General features: G+C 38.5%; 10 protein-coding genes and 2 pseudogenes. 10 read left to right on the top strand and 2 right to left on the bottom strand.

Going from position 1 to position 17,571, the window contains the following annotated elements; translation table 11 throughout:
- On the top strand, positions 1-1,161 hold the full coding sequence (gene yhbH / locus EEL30_10300; protein QDX92666.1) for a sporulation protein YhbH: 1,161 nt from the start codon (positions 1-3) through the stop codon (positions 1,159-1,161).
- Positions 1,162-1,314: 153 nt separating this feature from the next.
- On the opposite strand, the pseudogene EEL30_10305 reads toward yhbH, so the two are convergent.
- Positions 1,315-1,711 (bottom strand): annotated as a pseudogene (locus EEL30_10305) (hypothetical protein).
- 56 nt (positions 1,712-1,767) lie between these two features.
- Here EEL30_10305 and EEL30_10310 point away from each other — a divergent pair.
- Complete coding sequence (locus EEL30_10310; protein ID QDX92667.1) at positions 1,768-1,968, top strand: hypothetical protein; 201 nt, start codon at positions 1,768-1,770, stop codon at positions 1,966-1,968.
- Between the two features lie 196 nt (positions 1,969-2,164).
- On the opposite strand, the gene EEL30_10315 is transcribed toward EEL30_10310, so the two are convergent.
- Positions 2,165-3,658: a hypothetical protein gene (locus tag EEL30_10315; protein ID QDX92668.1), complete on the bottom strand. Its 1,494-nt coding sequence runs from the start codon at positions 3,656-3,658 to the stop codon at positions 2,165-2,167.
- 584 nt (positions 3,659-4,242) lie between these two features.
- Here EEL30_10315 and EEL30_10320 point away from each other — a divergent pair.
- The 8 genes and pseudogenes from EEL30_10320 to EEL30_10355 all read left to right on the top strand — a co-directional run bounded on the left by EEL30_10320 (position 4,243) and on the right by EEL30_10355 (position 17,495).
- Positions 4,243-7,839 (top strand): PAS domain S-box protein, encoded by a 3,597-nt coding sequence (locus EEL30_10320; protein QDX92669.1) that lies wholly within the window; start codon positions 4,243-4,245, stop codon positions 7,837-7,839.
- A 234-nt stretch (positions 7,840-8,073) separates the two neighbouring features.
- The gene (locus tag EEL30_10325) at positions 8,074-9,978 is read left to right on the top strand and encodes a bifunctional diguanylate cyclase/phosphodiesterase (GenBank protein ID QDX92670.1); all 1,905 of its coding nucleotides are present in this window, start codon (positions 8,074-8,076) and stop codon (positions 9,976-9,978) included.
- Positions 9,979-10,189: 211 nt separating this feature from the next.
- Positions 10,190-10,909: a hypothetical protein gene (locus tag EEL30_10330; protein ID QDX92671.1), complete on the top strand. Its 720-nt coding sequence runs from the start codon at positions 10,190-10,192 to the stop codon at positions 10,907-10,909.
- A 141-nt stretch (positions 10,910-11,050) separates the two neighbouring features.
- Complete coding sequence (locus EEL30_10335; GenBank protein QDX92672.1) at positions 11,051-11,410, top strand: hypothetical protein; 360 nt, start codon at positions 11,051-11,053, stop codon at positions 11,408-11,410.
- 109 nt (positions 11,411-11,519) lie between these two features.
- Positions 11,520-13,373, top strand: a complete 1,854-nt coding sequence (locus EEL30_10340; protein QDX92673.1) for a bifunctional metallophosphatase/5'-nucleotidase — start codon at positions 11,520-11,522, stop codon at positions 13,371-13,373.
- Between the two features lie 285 nt (positions 13,374-13,658).
- On the top strand, positions 13,659-15,353 hold the full coding sequence (locus EEL30_10345) for a peptidase M4 family protein (GenBank protein ID QDX92674.1): 1,695 nt from the start codon (positions 13,659-13,661) through the stop codon (positions 15,351-15,353).
- Positions 15,354-15,498: 145 nt separating this feature from the next.
- Positions 15,499-16,026: pseudogene (locus tag EEL30_10350) on the top strand (alpha/beta hydrolase).
- A 101-nt stretch (positions 16,027-16,127) separates the two neighbouring features.
- The gene (locus EEL30_10355) at positions 16,128-17,495 is read left to right on the top strand and encodes a YjiH family protein (GenBank protein QDX92675.1); all 1,368 of its coding nucleotides are present in this window, start codon (positions 16,128-16,130) and stop codon (positions 17,493-17,495) included.
- Positions 17,496-17,571 lie beyond the last annotated feature (76 nt).

The raw sequence follows: 17,571 nt of genomic DNA on the forward strand, positions 1-17,571 counted from the left end.
ATGAACGACTCCTCGTTTATCGTCTCCAAAGAAGACTGGTCTCTGCATCGCAAAGGTCATCAGGACCAGAGCAGACATCAGGAAAAGGTAAAAGAGGCGATCAAGAAAAACCTGTCTGATTTAGTAAGCGAAGAAAACATCATTATGTCTAATGGGCGAGAAATTATTAAAATACCAATCAGATCGCTGGATGAGTATCGCTTCCGTTACAATTTTAATAAAGGCCAGCATACAGGCCAAGGTCAAGGGAATTCCAAGATAGGAGATGTGGTAGCTAAAGACGGTGAACCGGCTGATGCTACTGCGGGCCAAGGTCAAGGAGCTGGCGATCAACCTGGTAACGATTATTATGAAGCGGAGATTACAGTAGAAGAGTTGCAGGAAATGCTGTTTGCTGAGTTGGAGTTGCCTAATCTCCAAACGAAAGACGAACAGAAAATTACCATAGAAGATATTCAGTTTAATGATGTGCGGAAAAAAGGTTTAATGGGTAACATTGATAAAAAGCGTACCTTGATGTCTGCAATTCGCCGAAATGCACTAGCTGGGTATGACGATCTGGAGCTAGGTATCTCTATGGATGACTTGCGATTTAAAACATGGGAAGAGATTGTGAAGCCACATTCCAATGCCGTAATTTTGGCAATGATGGATACGAGTGGATCTATGGGAGTTTTTGAAAAATACGTAGCCCGCAGCTTTTTCTTTTGGATGCTTCGCTTTTTGCGTACCAAGTATGAAAAGGTGGAGATCGCCTTCATCGCGCATCATACGGAAGCGAAGGAAGTGACGGAGGATGCGTTCTTTTCTAAAGGAGAGAGCGGCGGAACCATCTGCTCATCTGCCTATCGAAAAGCTTTGGAAATTATCGACGCACGATATCCGGTAAGCCAATACAATATTTATCCGTTTCATTTTTCCGATGGGGATAACCTGACTTCGGATAATGAACGGTGCGTGAAATTGGTGAAAGAATTGATGGAAAGGTCTAATATGTTTGGGTATGGAGAAGTAAATCAGTATAATCGCCATAGCACACTGATGTCAGCCTATCGTCACATTAAAGACCCAAAATTCATGTACTCGATCATTCGAGAAAAAGGTGAGGTTTACAAAGCTTTAAAACAGTTTTTTGGCAAAAAAGAAATAGATGTTAAATAAAATTTTTACATTGTAATGGAATCCCCTATGGCTAATATGTGTATAAACCCTTTATTTAAGTGGGAAAAGACATAATTGACCAGAAGGGGATTTTTTATGTGAGCTAAAGAATTGGTTAATAAGTTCTAAGTGTACCTTATCGGATGTAATTAATTAGGTAAAAATCACAGCATAGGCGCGGGCAAAAGCACCATCACTGTTTTTTATCTTTAAAGGAGCGGCTGAAAGAAAAAACGTTCTTGGCCAATATGATCGAGATTGGTGAGGTTGTCGTCTCCACTTCATCAGGAGAAATGAAATCTAATCCAATGGCTTTGATCTTCAGACGTACTAGTTCATCAGCTAATTCTTTCGATAGATAAGGTGCTTGATGGATGTACTCTTCGCTGTTCCATTGCTTGGACAAGTCCGTAAATATCAAAACAATATCCCCTTCTTTGATCTGTGCTTCTTTCAATACCTCTTTGGGGAGTTATCTCTCTCGGATGTGCCTTGCATCGACTAGTATCGCTTCTCCCACAAAAGCATCTAGTGGCAACTCTTCAATCATTTTCCCACCAGAAATGAAATGTGCTGGGGCGTTTTAAACTAGATGGATTTATTGAAATGGATGGATCACCTACTTATCATCCTAACTATTATCTAGTAGAATGGCGTACACATAATGGAGTGGAAAATATCGTTTGGAGTGACGGATATGCGGAGAAAGCCCGCATTCAATTAAAAGACGCTGCTTTTGGGTTAACAGAAACTTCTTCTGTAGATATTCCCCCCCTAATGGACTACAAATTAAAGTGCAAAAAGTAGTAGGGAAAAAGACGAAGCAGTTATTGAGATAAGTAAAAAAGGAAGTAAGATAGAAGGGGTAAGACAAGAATATAAATAATGGAAGGGAAATTCAATCAAGAGAGGTAATCATCATTTTTTAGTAATATATAAAAGGACTTTTTCCCTGATTGAGAAAAAGTCCTTTTATATATTAGCACTAGTACTGATAAAAAGCTTATCTTGGCTCTAATACATGCATAAATGGCTCGTCTAACATCGATAGCAACAGCTCACGAGTGGACGTATGGCGTAATCCACAGAGAATGATACGAACCTCTCTTAGCATATTTTCAACAGGCATGATTTCACCTGAGTGATTTTTAAGTAACGTGTCCTCGGCAGAAAGATGTGCGTTCAAATGACGAGCATTTCGCTTGGCAACGATCAGCAATCGATGCTGAACATCTAGTAAGGCATCTGCGAAAGGAGCCTCCATTTCAATATATCCACGAATCTTAGCCAGACGAGCATAGGCTTCTCGCCATCTCCATAATTGTTTCTTTTGTTCTCGTTGGCACGGATTAGGTTCTGGCAGTGTTGGTTTGGACAACAGCGAAAGTGGGGTAGGCCATGTATCTGGATGCATGGATTCTTGTAATTTTGTAATACAGTACGAATCAGGTTCCATTAATTCAATTACTTCTCGATAGGCAGCAATATGTTTACGTGCTTCACTACAAATTCCCCATGGACTATGCTGTTGGATATTATCAATATATGGCTGATAAGGTGGCATGATAGATGAAATTTCCTCCTCTGTGAGTGGATGATTAGCTACTACGAGCCGCTTAATCTGATTATCTGATATGTAATTATTTTCTGTTTCCAATTGCATGTAAGCCTTGGTGAACCATTGCAGAGAGCGAGCAGATACTGTAGGAATTTCTCCCCGCATGACGCTAAGGCGATGTTCTGCAAATTCGGGAAAAATTGATCCATTAAATCCATCATGAGTCACATGTAAATCATCTCGAACAGAAATAAGCTCAGAAAGGACGGTTTCTTCAAGAGCAATAATGCTTGTCTCCATATGGGTAAGATAACTTATCTCTTCATTTTCATCACCCAAGGTTCGCGAATAGAGGTCGTAGCAGAACAGAATATGAGCCATTTCATGAAAGTAGCTTTGATAGGGAAAATTGACGTAATCTGATTGGCGAAAGTATTGATGATTTTGATAGATACGTCCCTGTTCAGGGCGAAAAGAAGAGGACTGTGAGGTGGTTTTATCTGCGATGTATAGAGTAAGTCCCTCGTTATAACTAGTAATCCAAATTGCTTGATAGGTAGGACTTAGCAACAGTGCAATCGAATGATTAGTAATTCGACCAGGAACATTAAAAAAATCACTCTGATAATGAGGGTATAAAGATAGCCAAGTCATCCCCAAAGCGAGTGCTTTGTATAATTCAAATTCACTTTCATTAGCACAATCAACAGTGAATTGATGTAGGGCATTTAAACTTTGTATAAAGGAATGGGAATTATATGTATAGTTTTCAACGTATTGTATATAAGTAGCTTTGAAATCAGCAGGTTCTACTGTTAGGAAAATTTGTAAGCCATCAATCCACAGGTCTCCACCAATAGAGGAATTCATCCATGCTTCATGATCATGAGTAAGAGAACGAATCTCTTGATATTTTTCAATTAGTTGGGTGTATTGCACGAAATGACCTCCTTTTTGATATTCGGTACTAGAATACTAACTCCAAAAAGAAGAGCACCCTAAATAGGTGTCCCCTATTTTAACAGAGTACGATCTTTTTAAACTGTTGTTATTTATAGAAAAAATAAGGGGTAGCGACAGCCTTCATCTTTTTTAGCAGCAGCGTTCTGTGACGAATTTACTTTTACTACTTTTTTATAGATAATCACCCTTTCTTATATAATATATAACAAACATTACGAATATACAGTAAATTAGTGTTTGTTTATGGTAGTATATGGTAATATATGGTTATAGTCAATAGATTTCGTATACAAAAATTCCTTGCTATTTTTATGGAAGCCTTTTCATTCTTATTCGCAAACGGGAGGGGTTTATTTGCTCCTGTCATAATTTGAAAACAATATGTTATGTTGTTAGATGTTCTGCTAAACTTGTAATAGTTCTTTTTGGTAATTTTTATGAAAAACTTTGGAAGTGTCTCCCTCGTTTTTAGGCTCGACGAATTTTCTCTCTTCTATCATCGGGAAACGGGAAGATAGAGAACGAAGTCACAGTATTTTTGCAAGGAAAGGTGAATTGAGATGTCAAATCGAGAAGAAGATTCTATCCAAAGGAATGAGATGAACGAGCAAAGTAATGAGGAAATAATTGTAGTAGGGATAGGTGCATCTGCTGGAGGATTAGAAGCGTTACAGGAATTTTTTGAGCATTTACCAGAGACGTCAAACATGGCGTTTGTTATTGTTCAACATCTATCACCACATTATAAAAGTTTTATGGCTGAACTGTTGGAAAAGCATACAACACTTACGATTAAGCAAGTGACTGAGGGAATGAAAATTGAACCTGACTCTATTTATTTGAATCCGCCTAAGAAGTATATTCGGCTCATGAATGGTCAATTTTCTTTAACGAAATATCCTGAAATATCAGGTATTCATTTACCTATAGATGTATTCTTGGTATCCTTGGCTACTGAGCAAAAACAGCGTGCTATCGCTATTATTCTCTCAGGAACAGGAATAGATGGCTCAAATGGAATAAAGGCCATCCACGAATATGGGGGGATGGTTATGGCACAAAATAGTGATTCAGCCAAGTTTGATGGTATGCCAAGAAGTGCACTATCTACAGGAGTAGTTGATTTTATTTGCGCTCCGTATCAGTTAGGAGAGTATTTAATACACTATGTAAAACGCTATATATTCGGTGAAGTGGAAGAGGTAAAAAGCGTTGCAGACGATCAGGTAACAAAAATACTTACTCTACTTAATCAGTATAGTGGGGTAGATTTTACTGGATATAAACGCGATGGTGTCATCCGACGAATTGAACGACGTATGAAGCTGAATAGCAAGGAATCCTTAGCGGAGTACATTCACTATTTAGAGGAAACACAAGAGGAACAAGAAGCTTTACAGAATGATATGCTTATTAATGTTACCCATTTTTTCCGAGATCGAGAAGCATTTAACATCGTGAAAGCTAAAGTAATACCAGCTATCATTGAAAATAAGCAAGTAAATGGCGAACAACATGTACGTATTTGGGTAGCGGGTTGTTCTACAGGGGAAGAAGCCTATTCCCTAGCTATGCTGTTTGACGAATATTTATGTAAAAAGGAAATTACGCTTGATGTACGAATTTTTGCTACCGATGTAGATAAAGAAGCCGTGTACTATGCTGCTCAAGGCATTTACCCAGCAACAATCGAGAAGGACATTTCCAAGGATTTGTTAGATAGGTATTTTGAGAAACAGGGTGATACATATCAGATCATTAAAAATATACGAAGAATGATCGTTTTTGCCGCACATAATATTATTAAAGACCCACCTTTTGTCAACATGGATTTTATCACGTGTCGTAACATGATGATTTATTTTCAAGCAGATGTGCAGAGAAAGGTACTGAGCTTATTCCATTTTTCTTTACATCCCAAGGGATATTTATTCTTAGGGCCAAGTGAAAGTATAGGTAAACTAGCGAATCTGTATATTCCGCTCAATCGTAAATGGAATATTTTCACCATTAGGAAATCTGATCAAAGCATGCCGAATAATTCCATACGTATTGATAAAGAAAGTGGCCGCCCTATCATACAGACTCAAACGGTGAAAACAGGGGAAAGAGAAATGACTGTTGGAATTAGTAAGGCGGATGACATATATGCTACGATCATAGAGGAGTATTTGCCGGCTTGTGCAATTGTAGACCGTAACTATGACATCGTTCATACTTCAGGTCCCGTTAATAAGTATTTAACCTTACCACGTGGCAAAATTACACTCAATATTTTTAAGCTAGTTTCATCAACTTTATCTGTAGCAATTGGCACAGCTATGCATAAAGCCAGAAAAGAAAATAAAGAGATTACCATTACAAATGTAAAAGTAAAAAGGGAAGATGATGGTTCAGAGCTGGTAACATTAACTATTAATACTTTTGCTCCACATAAGTATAACGGGCAATATATGATGATTACATTTAAGGATGAAGTGAAACCTGTCATAAATCAGGAGCATACTCAACAGAGTTTTGATATTCAAAGCACGACAACACAACGAATCCGTGAGTTGGAGCAAGAATTACAATATGCCCAGGAATGTCTACAGGCAACCATAGAAGAACTAGAAACCTCGAATGAAGAGCTACAGTCTACGAATGAAGAGTTAATTGCTGCGAATGAGGAACTGCAATCTACAAACGAAGAATTACAATCCATTAATGAAGAACTAATTACGGTCAATACGGAACATCAAGCAAAAATACAAGAACTACTTGATTTAAATAATGACATGGATAATTTCCTGTTAAGTACGAAAATTGGTACTATATTTTTGGACAAGGATATGTGTGTTCGCCGATTTACACCAGCAGTGACCACCATTATTAATCTAATGGATATGGATATTAGCCGTTCGATTAGTCATATTACTCATCAATTAAAATATAACAATCTGGTAGAAGATGCTGAATATGTCTTACATAACGTAACGCCGTTGGAAAAAGAAATTCAAAATCTGAACGGCCAATGGTATAGCATGGAGATTTTGCCTTACCAGACACAGGATCATTTTATTAAAGGTGTTGTCATTACGTTTGTGGATATTACGGAACTGAAAATGGCAAACAAAGAGCTACAGAAGCTTTCCTATGCTATTCATCAAATACCTAATAGTATTATCATTACTGGTCTTGATGGTAAAATTCAGTATATAAACCCTTCTTTTACAGAAAAGACGGGCTACACAGGAGAAGAAGTGATTGGTCAAGAGCTTAATCTCATTGAAGATCACGAGGATTATGAGGAGAACATACAGGAAGAAATTATCCAGACATTAGCCAAGGGTAGGAACTGGTATGGTGAGTTACAAAGCAAACGGAAAAATGATGAGGCATTCTGGGAAAGAACAGCATTTTTACCAATTAAAAATGAAGAGGGCGAAACCATTCATTTCCTTAAAATTGGTGAAGATATTACCCAACAGAAGAAGGCAGAAGAGATGCTGCGTAAATCGGAAATGTTATCTGCTGTTGGTCAGTTAGCAGCTGGTATCGCTCATGAGATACGTAATCCATTGACAGCGTTAAAGGGATTTATACAGTTAATGATGGCAGATGGACAGGGGAATAAGAAGTATTTCCAAATTATGATGGGCGAGTTTGATCGCATCGAATTAATAATTACGGAATTGCTCTTGTTATCTAAGCCCCATGTTCTTAGCTTCCAAACAGAGGATCTAGGAATTATTCTAAACGATGTATTAATGTTAATCGAAACACATGCTTTGATGAATCAAGTGGATATTATCCCAGTAATTCCAACTCCTTTACCGAAGATACATTGTGTGGAAAATCAACTTAAACAAGTGCTGATTAATGTGTTGAAAAATGCCATTGAATCCATGCCAACAGGTGGCAAGGTCGATGTGCATGTCCGTAAAAAAGCGGGAGGAAAAGTTGCGATTGAGATTACAGATCAAGGAAAGGGAATTCCTCAGGATAAACTAGCAAGGGTTGGCGAGCCTTTCTTTACAACCAAAGAAAAAGGAACCGGACTGGGCTTAATGGTTAGCTACAAAATTATTGAAAACCATAATGGTGAAATACAGATTGAAAGTGAGCAAAGTAAGGGAACGACTGTACGGATTATCTTGCCAACCGTTTCAATCTAAGAATAATTTACATGGAACCCCCTCTTTCATTCGTGAGTTGGACTGTAACGAAGAAAAGAAGAAAAGACTTACAACCTGGAGCACTGCTTCAGGTTTTTTTACGCTTACAACAGATAAAGCGGTACTAGTAACAAAGAAGGGGAAAAGCCTAGTAACATTTTTAAATCATAGTCACTCCGACCCTTTTATCTTGATACAAGATGGGGTATTGTGGAAAGCATGATAGAGTAAATAATGAAGATTACGACAGAGGGAGAAGTTGCAATGAATGACGTTTCAGTAATGATGAATTCGCTCATCCTCTCTTTTCTTGTCGGGATGGCGACAACTCTACTCATTGGGTGGGCCATCGGACTGTTACGCAGAGGTAAACAGGGGAAATTAGACATCGAGAAAAGAACCATTTGGAAAAAAGCGAATCGTGACCAAATGTTTTGGGAAACAAATAGTGATGCTTGCTTACTTCTTAACACCAACGGAGAGATTTTGGAAGTAAACCCTGCCTTGAGAAATCTGATAGATTTTGAAGATTCTGCGGAAAATGGACATTCGATCGCAACAATTATGGATTATATAGGACAAGAAGAAGTACTAGCTATTCGAAAGCATTTACATCGAATGTTCCAAGGCGAAACACTGAATGCTAATGTTACTTTAGTTATAAAAAGTAACCGCTCCTTACATGTAAATGTAACATTCCTGCCTTTGACCAGAGGAAAAAAGGTCTTAGGAGGTATTCTGATGATACGTGATTACACTGATCAAAAGAATATGGAGGAACAGCTTTACCATCAGGCATATTACGATGCTTTAACAGACCTGCCTAATCGTCGTTTGCTAGAATTTAGATTTCAAGAAGCATTACAAACGATGAAGAATTCAGAGCAGATGGAAAAACTGGCTGTTATGTTTTTAGATATAGATAGTCTTCAAGGAATCAATCATTCTCTAGGTCATCAATTTGGTGATTTGGCACTTATTACAATCGCTAATCGTTTAAAAGCGTGTGTACGTGATTGTGATACAGTAGCAAGGTTGGATGGAGATGAATTTATTTTATTATTACCGAGCATTATGCAAGATGAACTTCTACTTATCTCAGATAAAATTATTCAAGCCATTGAACAGCCTTGTTTAATTAAAGGTCATGAAGTACATGTAACAGCGAGTATTGGAGTTGCTTCTTACCCAGATGACGGCCAAAATGTACAAGCTCTTATTAAACAGGCTGATACAGCAATGTTCCACGCAAAAAGCCGAAATGGTAGCCATTATAAACTTTTTTCTCCAATAATGAATGATGTAGATTTTGAACGGTCACATGTGGAAAGTGAGTTACAGCGAGCATTGAAAAATAAAGAGCTACGGTTATATTATCAACCAAAAGTTTCATTAGAGACACAGCGCATTGTAGCTATGGAAGCCTTGATACGCTGGGATCATCCCATTAAAGGTTTAATTGTACCAGATGAATTCGTCCCGCTAGCAGAGCAGACAGGACTTATTGTTCCGATCGGTGAATGGGTATTACGTACTGCTTGCAAACAGGCAGTAGAATGGCAACAACAGGGCTATCCTCCAATACGAATTTCTATTAATCTTGCCAATCGTCAAGTCTGGAAACATAACTTTATCGAAATGATAGCCGCAATCTTAAAAGAGACGGGACTAAAGGCAGAATATCTGGAGCTCGAGCTTACAGAGAATATGCTATTAAATAACAATCGGGGATATCAGCTCGTTCATCAGATAAAAGAGCTAGGGGTACAAGTAAGCATTGACCAATTTGGCAGTGATTTTCACTCTTTACGCCAATTGATTGGATTGCCAGTTGATCGGATTAACATTGATCGCCCGTTTATCTATGAATTACCATATGAGACTAAAAATCAGGCAGTTGTTTTGTCTGTGATTGCGTTAGCTCATCAGCTAGATTGGACTGTACTGGCAAAAGGGGTAGAAACCCAGGAAGAACTAAATTATTTAAGCAAACACCATTGTGATGAATATCAGGGCTACTTGTTTCAAGAGCCGGTTTCTTCTGAAAAAGTAAAAGCGTTACTACGTCAAAACCTTGTGCTACTTAATAGAATGAATGAAAGATCCCCCTTGATTTTCAAAAAAGCTGAAAAGGGGTAAAGACTGGACAAGCTACACTGTTCAGTCTTTTCTTTTAAAAAGAGAAGATATATACCCTACTCTCTCAACTTTTTCTCAAAACTAGGAATACTTCATGCTCTTCGTTCATATAGTAGAAGAGAGAGGAAGTACAGCTTTGATTCAAGTGAAATCATTCTGTCTAGGTAGGCAACAGACAAACAAATGATTTCCGAACAAGGGGGAATGTAATATGTTAAAACATGAACGATTGTCTAAACATATGATAGCTCTAGCTATTACGGGAATATTGTTGGCTGGTTGCGGCAACGGGGTTCAGGCCATTCCTGACTCAGACAAATCAGAGCAGATAGTTGGGGCAGGTGCTGCATCTACTGTCACGCAAGAAAACAAAAACAAAGACGATCTAAATAAGACGACTGACCCATCAACAAATCAAATTGCTAGTAATCAAGCTGGTAGTAAGACTCAAGCGCCAGCTCAAACAAAAGAATTAACTTATATGATTGATGGTAAGCAGGTGAGTGAGCAAGCGAAGCTGTTTGAAAGTCATTTAGGATATTATCTCTATTATTTGCCTGGCTTTGAAGCAACCGGTGAAGAGCCTGGTAAAGATATGTTATTCTCTAAGAAGAACGACCATTATGCTGTGCGTATTGAGCGAATGCCAGATAAAGTAGACCTACCTGCCCAAAAGAAACTGATAGAAGTTGAATTAAGCGATATAGGCAAGGTACAAAACCTGAAAAAGGGGCAGGAAACAGACCCTTTTTTGCAAAAAACTACTCTTCATTTCGGAGTGGATACCAAGAACGATCATAAGGAAATTATAGTGACGCAAATTGAAAAAAGGTGGTTCAAATTCACTTTATTTGCGCTTAAAGATAAGGATAATCCTGTTATTCTTCCAAAACTATGGGCTATGTTGCAAACGATTATGCTTAAAGAATAATAGGTAATAATCTTGATAAATATGACCAGTACAATTGATCCTTATTGGATATAAATTGTATTGGTTTTTTGTTGCATCAAAATAGCTCTATCCGTCATAATATAAGAACGTATGATCTTATATTATGATAGGTGATAATAAATGGAAATTCAAGAACAAATTTTTGCTTATGTGATTTGGAAAGAAGCAGGAAAGCATCTCAAAAGTGATATAGAGTTGCTAATCAATTCTCCATTAAAGCTTGGGAAAGCTTATGGGCAATTGCTCTCCTTTTTATGCGAATTAGCTTATGCAATGGAACAGGCATCTGCGAAAGACTTACGAAAAGTTGATGTAAGAATGCTTGCCATAGAGGAGGATGGAGGGGAGACGTTTGTACTATGGAAGCATAAGGGAGAAAATCGTTTGATGAGAATTCCTTTCGTACGAATAAAAAGACAGATTCAAGTAAAAATGGAAGATATGATCGACTCTTTACATAAACGTACGGAAAAAACCTGAATAAACTCGCTTACATTACCAATTTTGCGACAAAAGGATAGGGGAAAGCAAAAAAACTTGGTATAATAGCTACGACATTATATTTATATTTTGAGAGGAGACTCAAATTATGAAAAAGGGTATTACTGGATATTCCCTCTTAACAGGTTTACTAGCTTCTTCCTTATTCGCTACAAGCGCATTTGCAGCACCTCTTCAACCGGTTACACACGCGAACTGGATGAAGGAACAGAACATTATCTCTGATTTGTCTTTGGAAAGAAATATAACAGTAGCAGAAGTAGCAGCAACGATGGCAAAGGTGAAAGGTGTTAGCCTAGGTGCAGCGCAAGGAAAGGCACATTGGGCAACTCCTGCCTTGCAATGGTTGGAAAAACAAGGCGCACTAACAGCAGCAGAAGTAAAAACGCCAGCAGCGAACGTTTCTTCTGACAAAGCGATTGCAATCGCGAAAAAGCTAGGGTATGACCTGAAAGCTGACAAAAAGGCTACGCTAACTCGTGGTGATTTCTTGCAAGCACTAGGTAATGCCATCACGACTCATGTAACGATTGCACATACGAATGACGTGCATGGTCACATCGACGAGAACGAGAGTGGCGAAGAGTTCGGTTATGCAAAAATGGCTACCCTAATCAAAGAATGGCGTCAAGAAAACCAAAACTTCTTGTTGCTAGATGCTGGAGATACCTTCCAAGGAACGGTATTTGTTAACCAATTTAAAGGTGAGTCTATTCTTCCGATCCTTAACTACTTAAATTACAATACGATGGCAGCTGGTAACCATGAATTTGACTTCGGTTATGAGCAACTGTTGAAATTGCGTGATCAATTAAAATATCCAGTCATCAATGCGAATGTATACAAAGAGGATGGTACTAATCTTTTGGTTCCGGTATACAAAACAGAAATTAATGGCAAAAAGTTTGCTTTTCTCGGTTTTGTAGCTGAAGATACGCCAATTTTGACGCATCCTGATAATGTAAAAGGTCTGACTTTCAAAGCGCCAGTAGAAGTTGCCAAAAAATTGGTACCTGAGTTGAAGAAGGAAGTAGATCATGTTGTAATCGTTTCCCACATTGGTGTCGATGTTGACCGTGAAATAGCAAAAGCGGTTGATGGTATTGATCTCATCGTAGGTGGTCATTCTCATACACCATTAAAACAACCAGAAAAAGTAAATGATACGTACATCGTTCAAGACTGGGAATATGGTAAATCACTAGGTCGTGCTGATCTGTTCTACTACAAAAACAAACTAGTTGGCTTCAGCGGGGGTTTGGTTGAATATGATAAAAATATAAAAGCAGACCCAGAAGTAGAAAAACTGGTTAAAGAAGTAGTAAATAAAGTAGACAGCGCTATGAAGGAAGTTATTGCAAAAGCAGAAGTACCACTTGATGGTGACCGTGAATTGGTTCGTAAAAAAGAAACGAATGTTGGTAATTTAATTGCGGATGTTATGCTTGAAAAGACGAAATCCATCAAAGGACACGAAGCAGATATTGCCATTACAAACGGCGGTGGAATTCGTACGCAATTGCCAGCAGGAGATATCTCTAAGAAAGACTTGTACACGTTGCTACCATTCCCGAACACGCTCGTAGTCATCGAAGCGACTGGGGAAGAGATTGTTGAGGCAATGGAAGTAGGTGTAAGTGAAGTAGAGAAAGGTGCAGGTCGTTTCCCTCACATCAGTGGAATGTCCTTCTCTTACAATCCGACAAAACCTGCAGGTGAGCGCCTTGTTGAAGTTAAGGTAGCGGATAAACCAATTGATTTAAAGAAAACATATCGCATTGCGACAAACGACTTCATTGCAACTGGTGGCGACGGATACTCGACGCTGAAAAAACCAGCGCTTGATACAGGCTTTACCCTTTACAGCATCATGGAAGACGCATTTAAAGAGCGCAAAGTAATCGCACCTAAAGTAGAAGGTCGTATCGTAGAAGTAAAATAAGTAAAAAGATAGTGGGAACAGGCAACTTTCTGGTCATCTGACAGGGGAGTTGCCTTTTTCTATTGGTCATCAAGCTAGTAATAGTTATTTTTATCCAATGTGACTAGGTTTGCCCATTTTTGAATTGTTCATCACATTTATTTATTATAATTTATAAGTACTTTATATCTGTATATAACAAAATAAAAAAATGCTGAAAAATGTAAAAAAATAAGTTGACATTATTTTCAAAATATTTAAAAATGATAGTGTATTCAAAAAAATATTGGAAATGGAGGAATTATTTTGAAAAAAAATCAGATATCGTCTAGTATTATTGCTACTGTTTTGTTAGGGTCTAGCTTATTGGGAGGTGGACTTCCAGCATTCGCAAAAAGCGATGTCATGTATAACAGTGACTGGGAAACTCCTTCATACATGAGTGAGACATGGAAAGCTCCTAAGAAAGTTAAAAAACAAGAGATTGTATGGAAATATTTAGCCGACAAGAGTGAAGTTCTGAAAGTGCAAGGGGAAGTAGAGAATCAGTTTGAGTTGCTAAACGAAATACAAGACGAAGAGACTGACACAACTCATTATCGTCTACGTGAGGTGTATAAAGGAATTCCAGTGTACGGGTCAGATCAGACTGTGCATTTAAATGAAGATGGGGACGTAACCTCCTTCTTTGGACAAGTAGTTCCTACAGAATCTTTGAAAAAAGTAAAAACAGCACCCAAATTGAAAAAAAATGATGCGATTAAAGCTATTAAAAAGGATTTGAAGAAAGAAGTAGGAGAAGTTGAAGAGTTTAGCGTTGAACCAGAGGCAGATCTATTTATCTATCCTCAAGAGAATAAAGTTTCTTTAGCTTATGTAACAGAAGTAACCTTCCTTGAGCCAGAACCAGGTCGTTGGTTCTATGCAATTGACGCTCAAAGTGGGAAAGTAATAGACAAATATAACATTATGGAGCATGTAACAAAGGCACATAAGTCCAATATCAAAGTAGGGGAAGCAGTAGATTCAACTGCTGATGCTCAATCTTTGGATGGACAAGCAGATGGAGCTGGCTCAGTAGAACCAAATTCATTAGGAACAGGTAAAGGGGTGTTAGGAGATACAAAAACTTTCCAAACCACATTGGCTAATGGTACCTATTCTTTGAAAGATACTACTCGTGGTAATGGTGTCGAAACATATTCTGCGCGTAATGGTACCTCTTATATGTATCCAGTAACAAGTACAAATAACACTTTTGACGATCCAGCAGCAGTTGATGCCCATGCTTATGCGGGTAGAGTGTATGACTATTATAAGGACACCTTTAATCGTAATAGCTTTGATAATGCCGGTGCCAAATTAAATTCTATTGTTCACTATGCTACTAACTATAACAATGCTTTCTGGGATGGCTCTGAGATGGTGTATGGTGACGGGGATGGTAAAAAATTCATCAGCTTATCTGGTGCACTTGACGTAATTGCTCATGAATTAACTCATGCTGTAACAGAAAGAACAGCAGGCTTGATTTATAGAAATGAGTCGGGTGCATTGAATGAATCCATTTCTGACATTTTTGGAGTAATGGTAGACCGTGATGATTGGGAACTGGGTGAAGATATTTATACTCCTGATATCCCTGGAGATGCTTTACGCTCGCTATCTGACCCAGCAAAATATAACCATCCTGATCATTTGAGCAAAAAGTATACAGGCTCTGCTGATAATGGTGGAGTTCACACCAACAGCGGTATCAATAACAAAGCAGCTTACCTACTTTCTGAAGGTGGCACGCATTATGGAGTTACGGTTGAAGGTGTAGGACGTGAAGCAACTGAAAAAATTTACTATCGTGCATTGACTGTTTACCTAACTTCAACTTCTAATTTTGCTCAAATGCGTCAAGCGGCAATCAACGCAGCAACAGATTTATACGGTGCTACATCCGCTGAAGTAACTGCAGTGAAAGATGCTTACAAAGCGGTTGGTATCAACTAAGCTATATTTCCCTCATCTGAACCGACATAATAAGAAGTGAAAAACCTCGACTGGGATCATATGGTCGAGGTTTTTTGGTAGGTAAGTGTTAAATGTAAAGTTATAAATAATGAAAAAAAGGAGGAGACAGTATGGCTTGCATCGAGGTAATTCCATGGGAGGAGCTATTTCCATTCGTTATATGGCTTGACATAGGGGATATCAGGTAGGAAAACTGGCTTTGCTAGCAGCAGCAGCCCCATCATTTGTTAAACGAAAAGATTATCCATATGGAATGACCAGACAGCAAGTAGACGATCTAATTCAGAAGACGTATACTGATCGACCAGCTATGATGCGTGACTTTGGAAGTATATTTTTCCATCTTCCTGTCAGTGAGGAGTTGCGTTTATGGTTTTGGGGTCTTGGTATGGCAGCTTCTAACCATTCTACAGCGATGACAGCTATATCGTTACGCGATGAGGATTTACGTTCAGACCTAGCCAAGATTCATGTACCTACGGGAATTTTTCATGGTAAACATGACAAGGTTTGTCCGTTTGAATTTGCTTTGGTGATGAATCAAGGTATTTATGGATCGCAATTATTCCCATTTGAACAAAGTGGCCATGGAGTATTTTATGAGGAATTGGCACTATTTCAGCAAACGTTTTTATATTTTTTAGAGTCCTAACATTTTTAATGGTTGAGTAGAGGGAAGGAATGTATTAAGATGTATATCGTTGAATAATTATTTAGTGGTAAACACCATGACATATTTCCAAGGAGACTTTCATGCAGACAGCAAAGAGAGAGACCTATCTTCATATAGCTACATCTAAGCAGATACTACGATTTCTGCTTCCATCTATCATTGGGGTGTTATTATTTATCACCCCCGTTTCTTGGGATGGACAAGTTACTATTCCAATAGCCTTATTGTCCAGACTATTGCAGGAACAATTGGCTACTGTCTTACCACAACTGGTAACAAGCTTTATTAGTATCACAGCTCTGTTGAGTTTGTGGGCCAAGCTGTTTCGCCCAGCGGCTCTGACTAAATCCTCTTTTTGGACGAGCTTATGTCAGGTTTCCCCCTTTTGGTTGGTAATGCGAGTGGCGGGAATGATTCTGGCTATCTGTACATTGTTCCAGCTAGGACCAGAATGGATTTGGTCTGAAAGTACTGGTGGCATGCTTTTGTACAGTTTGTTGCCGTTGTTGTTTACCGTTTTTTTGTTCGCAGGATTATTTATGCCTCTTTTATTGAATTTTGGACTATTAGAATTTTGCGGTACGTTATTTATGAAAATCATGCGTCCTTTATTCAAATTGCCGGGACGATCCTCTGTCAATTGTATTACATCTTGGCTGGGGGACGGAACGATCGGGGTATTACTAACTAGCAAGCAATATGAGCAGGGGTATTACACCAAACGTGAGGCTGCCGTTATTAGTACGACGTTTTCGGCTGTATCAATTACATTTTGTTTTGTTGTGTTGTCTCAAGTTAATCTTGCGCATATGTTTGTTCCTTTTTATTTGACTGTTACATTTGCAGGACTGATTGCAGCCATTATTATGCCACGTATACCGCCATTGTCGCGTAAAGCAGATACGTATCATGAAGGCGTAGCCCCACATGAAGAGAATGGGGAAAGCGAAGAACCATTATTTAAAAAAGGGATAAAGCTAGCCGTGATGAGAGCGGGGCAAAATAAAAGTGTCTCTGCTTTTTTGCGGGAGGGCACACATAACGTATTGGATATGTGGCTTGGTGTCACACCAATCATTATGGCGGTAGGAACCATTGCTCTGATTATTGCGGATCAAACTCCTATATTTGCCTGGCTAGGATTGCCGTTTACTCCTCTGTTAGAGTTGTTGCAAATCCCTGAAGCACAAGCGGCTTCTCAAGCACTAGTAGCTGGTTTTGCTGATATGTTCTTGCCAACCGTACTCGCCAGCGGTATTAAGAGCGAATTGACTAGATTTGTAATTGCTTGTATTTCTGTTACTCAATTGATTTATATGTCTGAAGTGGGTGGGCTGTTACTAGGCTCTAGATTGCCAGTTACGGTCAAAGATTTACTGCTCATTTTCTTGTTGCGAACGCTAATTACGTTGCCAATTATAGCTGGTGTGGCACATTTGTTGTTTTAAATTATGATAAGTTAGCGATGGTTCCATGAGAATCATCGCTTTTTTACTGCTCCTTGTTGAGAATTTGATATAATAC

Source organism: Brevibacillus laterosporus (genome assembly GCA_007833815.1).
Classification (GTDB): Bacteria; Bacillota; Bacilli; order Brevibacillales; family Brevibacillaceae; genus Brevibacillus_B; species Brevibacillus_B laterosporus_D.

Coding starts and splice junctions, on each gene's coding strand:
- EEL30_10320 (QDX92669.1), top strand. CDS start 4,243: ATGTCAAATCGAGAAGAAGATTCTATCCAAAGGAATGAGATGAACGAG.
- EEL30_10335 (QDX92672.1), top strand. CDS start 11,051: ATGGAAATTCAAGAACAAATTTTTGCTTATGTGATTTGGAAAGAAGCA.
- EEL30_10330 (QDX92671.1), top strand. CDS start 10,190: ATGTTAAAACATGAACGATTGTCTAAACATATGATAGCTCTAGCTATT.
- EEL30_10310 (QDX92667.1), top strand. CDS start 1,768: ATGGATGGATCACCTACTTATCATCCTAACTATTATCTAGTAGAATGG.
- EEL30_10325 (QDX92670.1), top strand. CDS start 8,074: ATGAAGATTACGACAGAGGGAGAAGTTGCAATGAATGACGTTTCAGTA.
- EEL30_10355 (QDX92675.1), top strand. CDS start 16,128: ATGCAGACAGCAAAGAGAGAGACCTATCTTCATATAGCTACATCTAAG.
- EEL30_10340 (QDX92673.1), top strand. CDS start 11,520: ATGAAAAAGGGTATTACTGGATATTCCCTCTTAACAGGTTTACTAGCT.
- yhbH (QDX92666.1), top strand. CDS start 1: ATGAACGACTCCTCGTTTATCGTCTCCAAAGAAGACTGGTCTCTGCAT.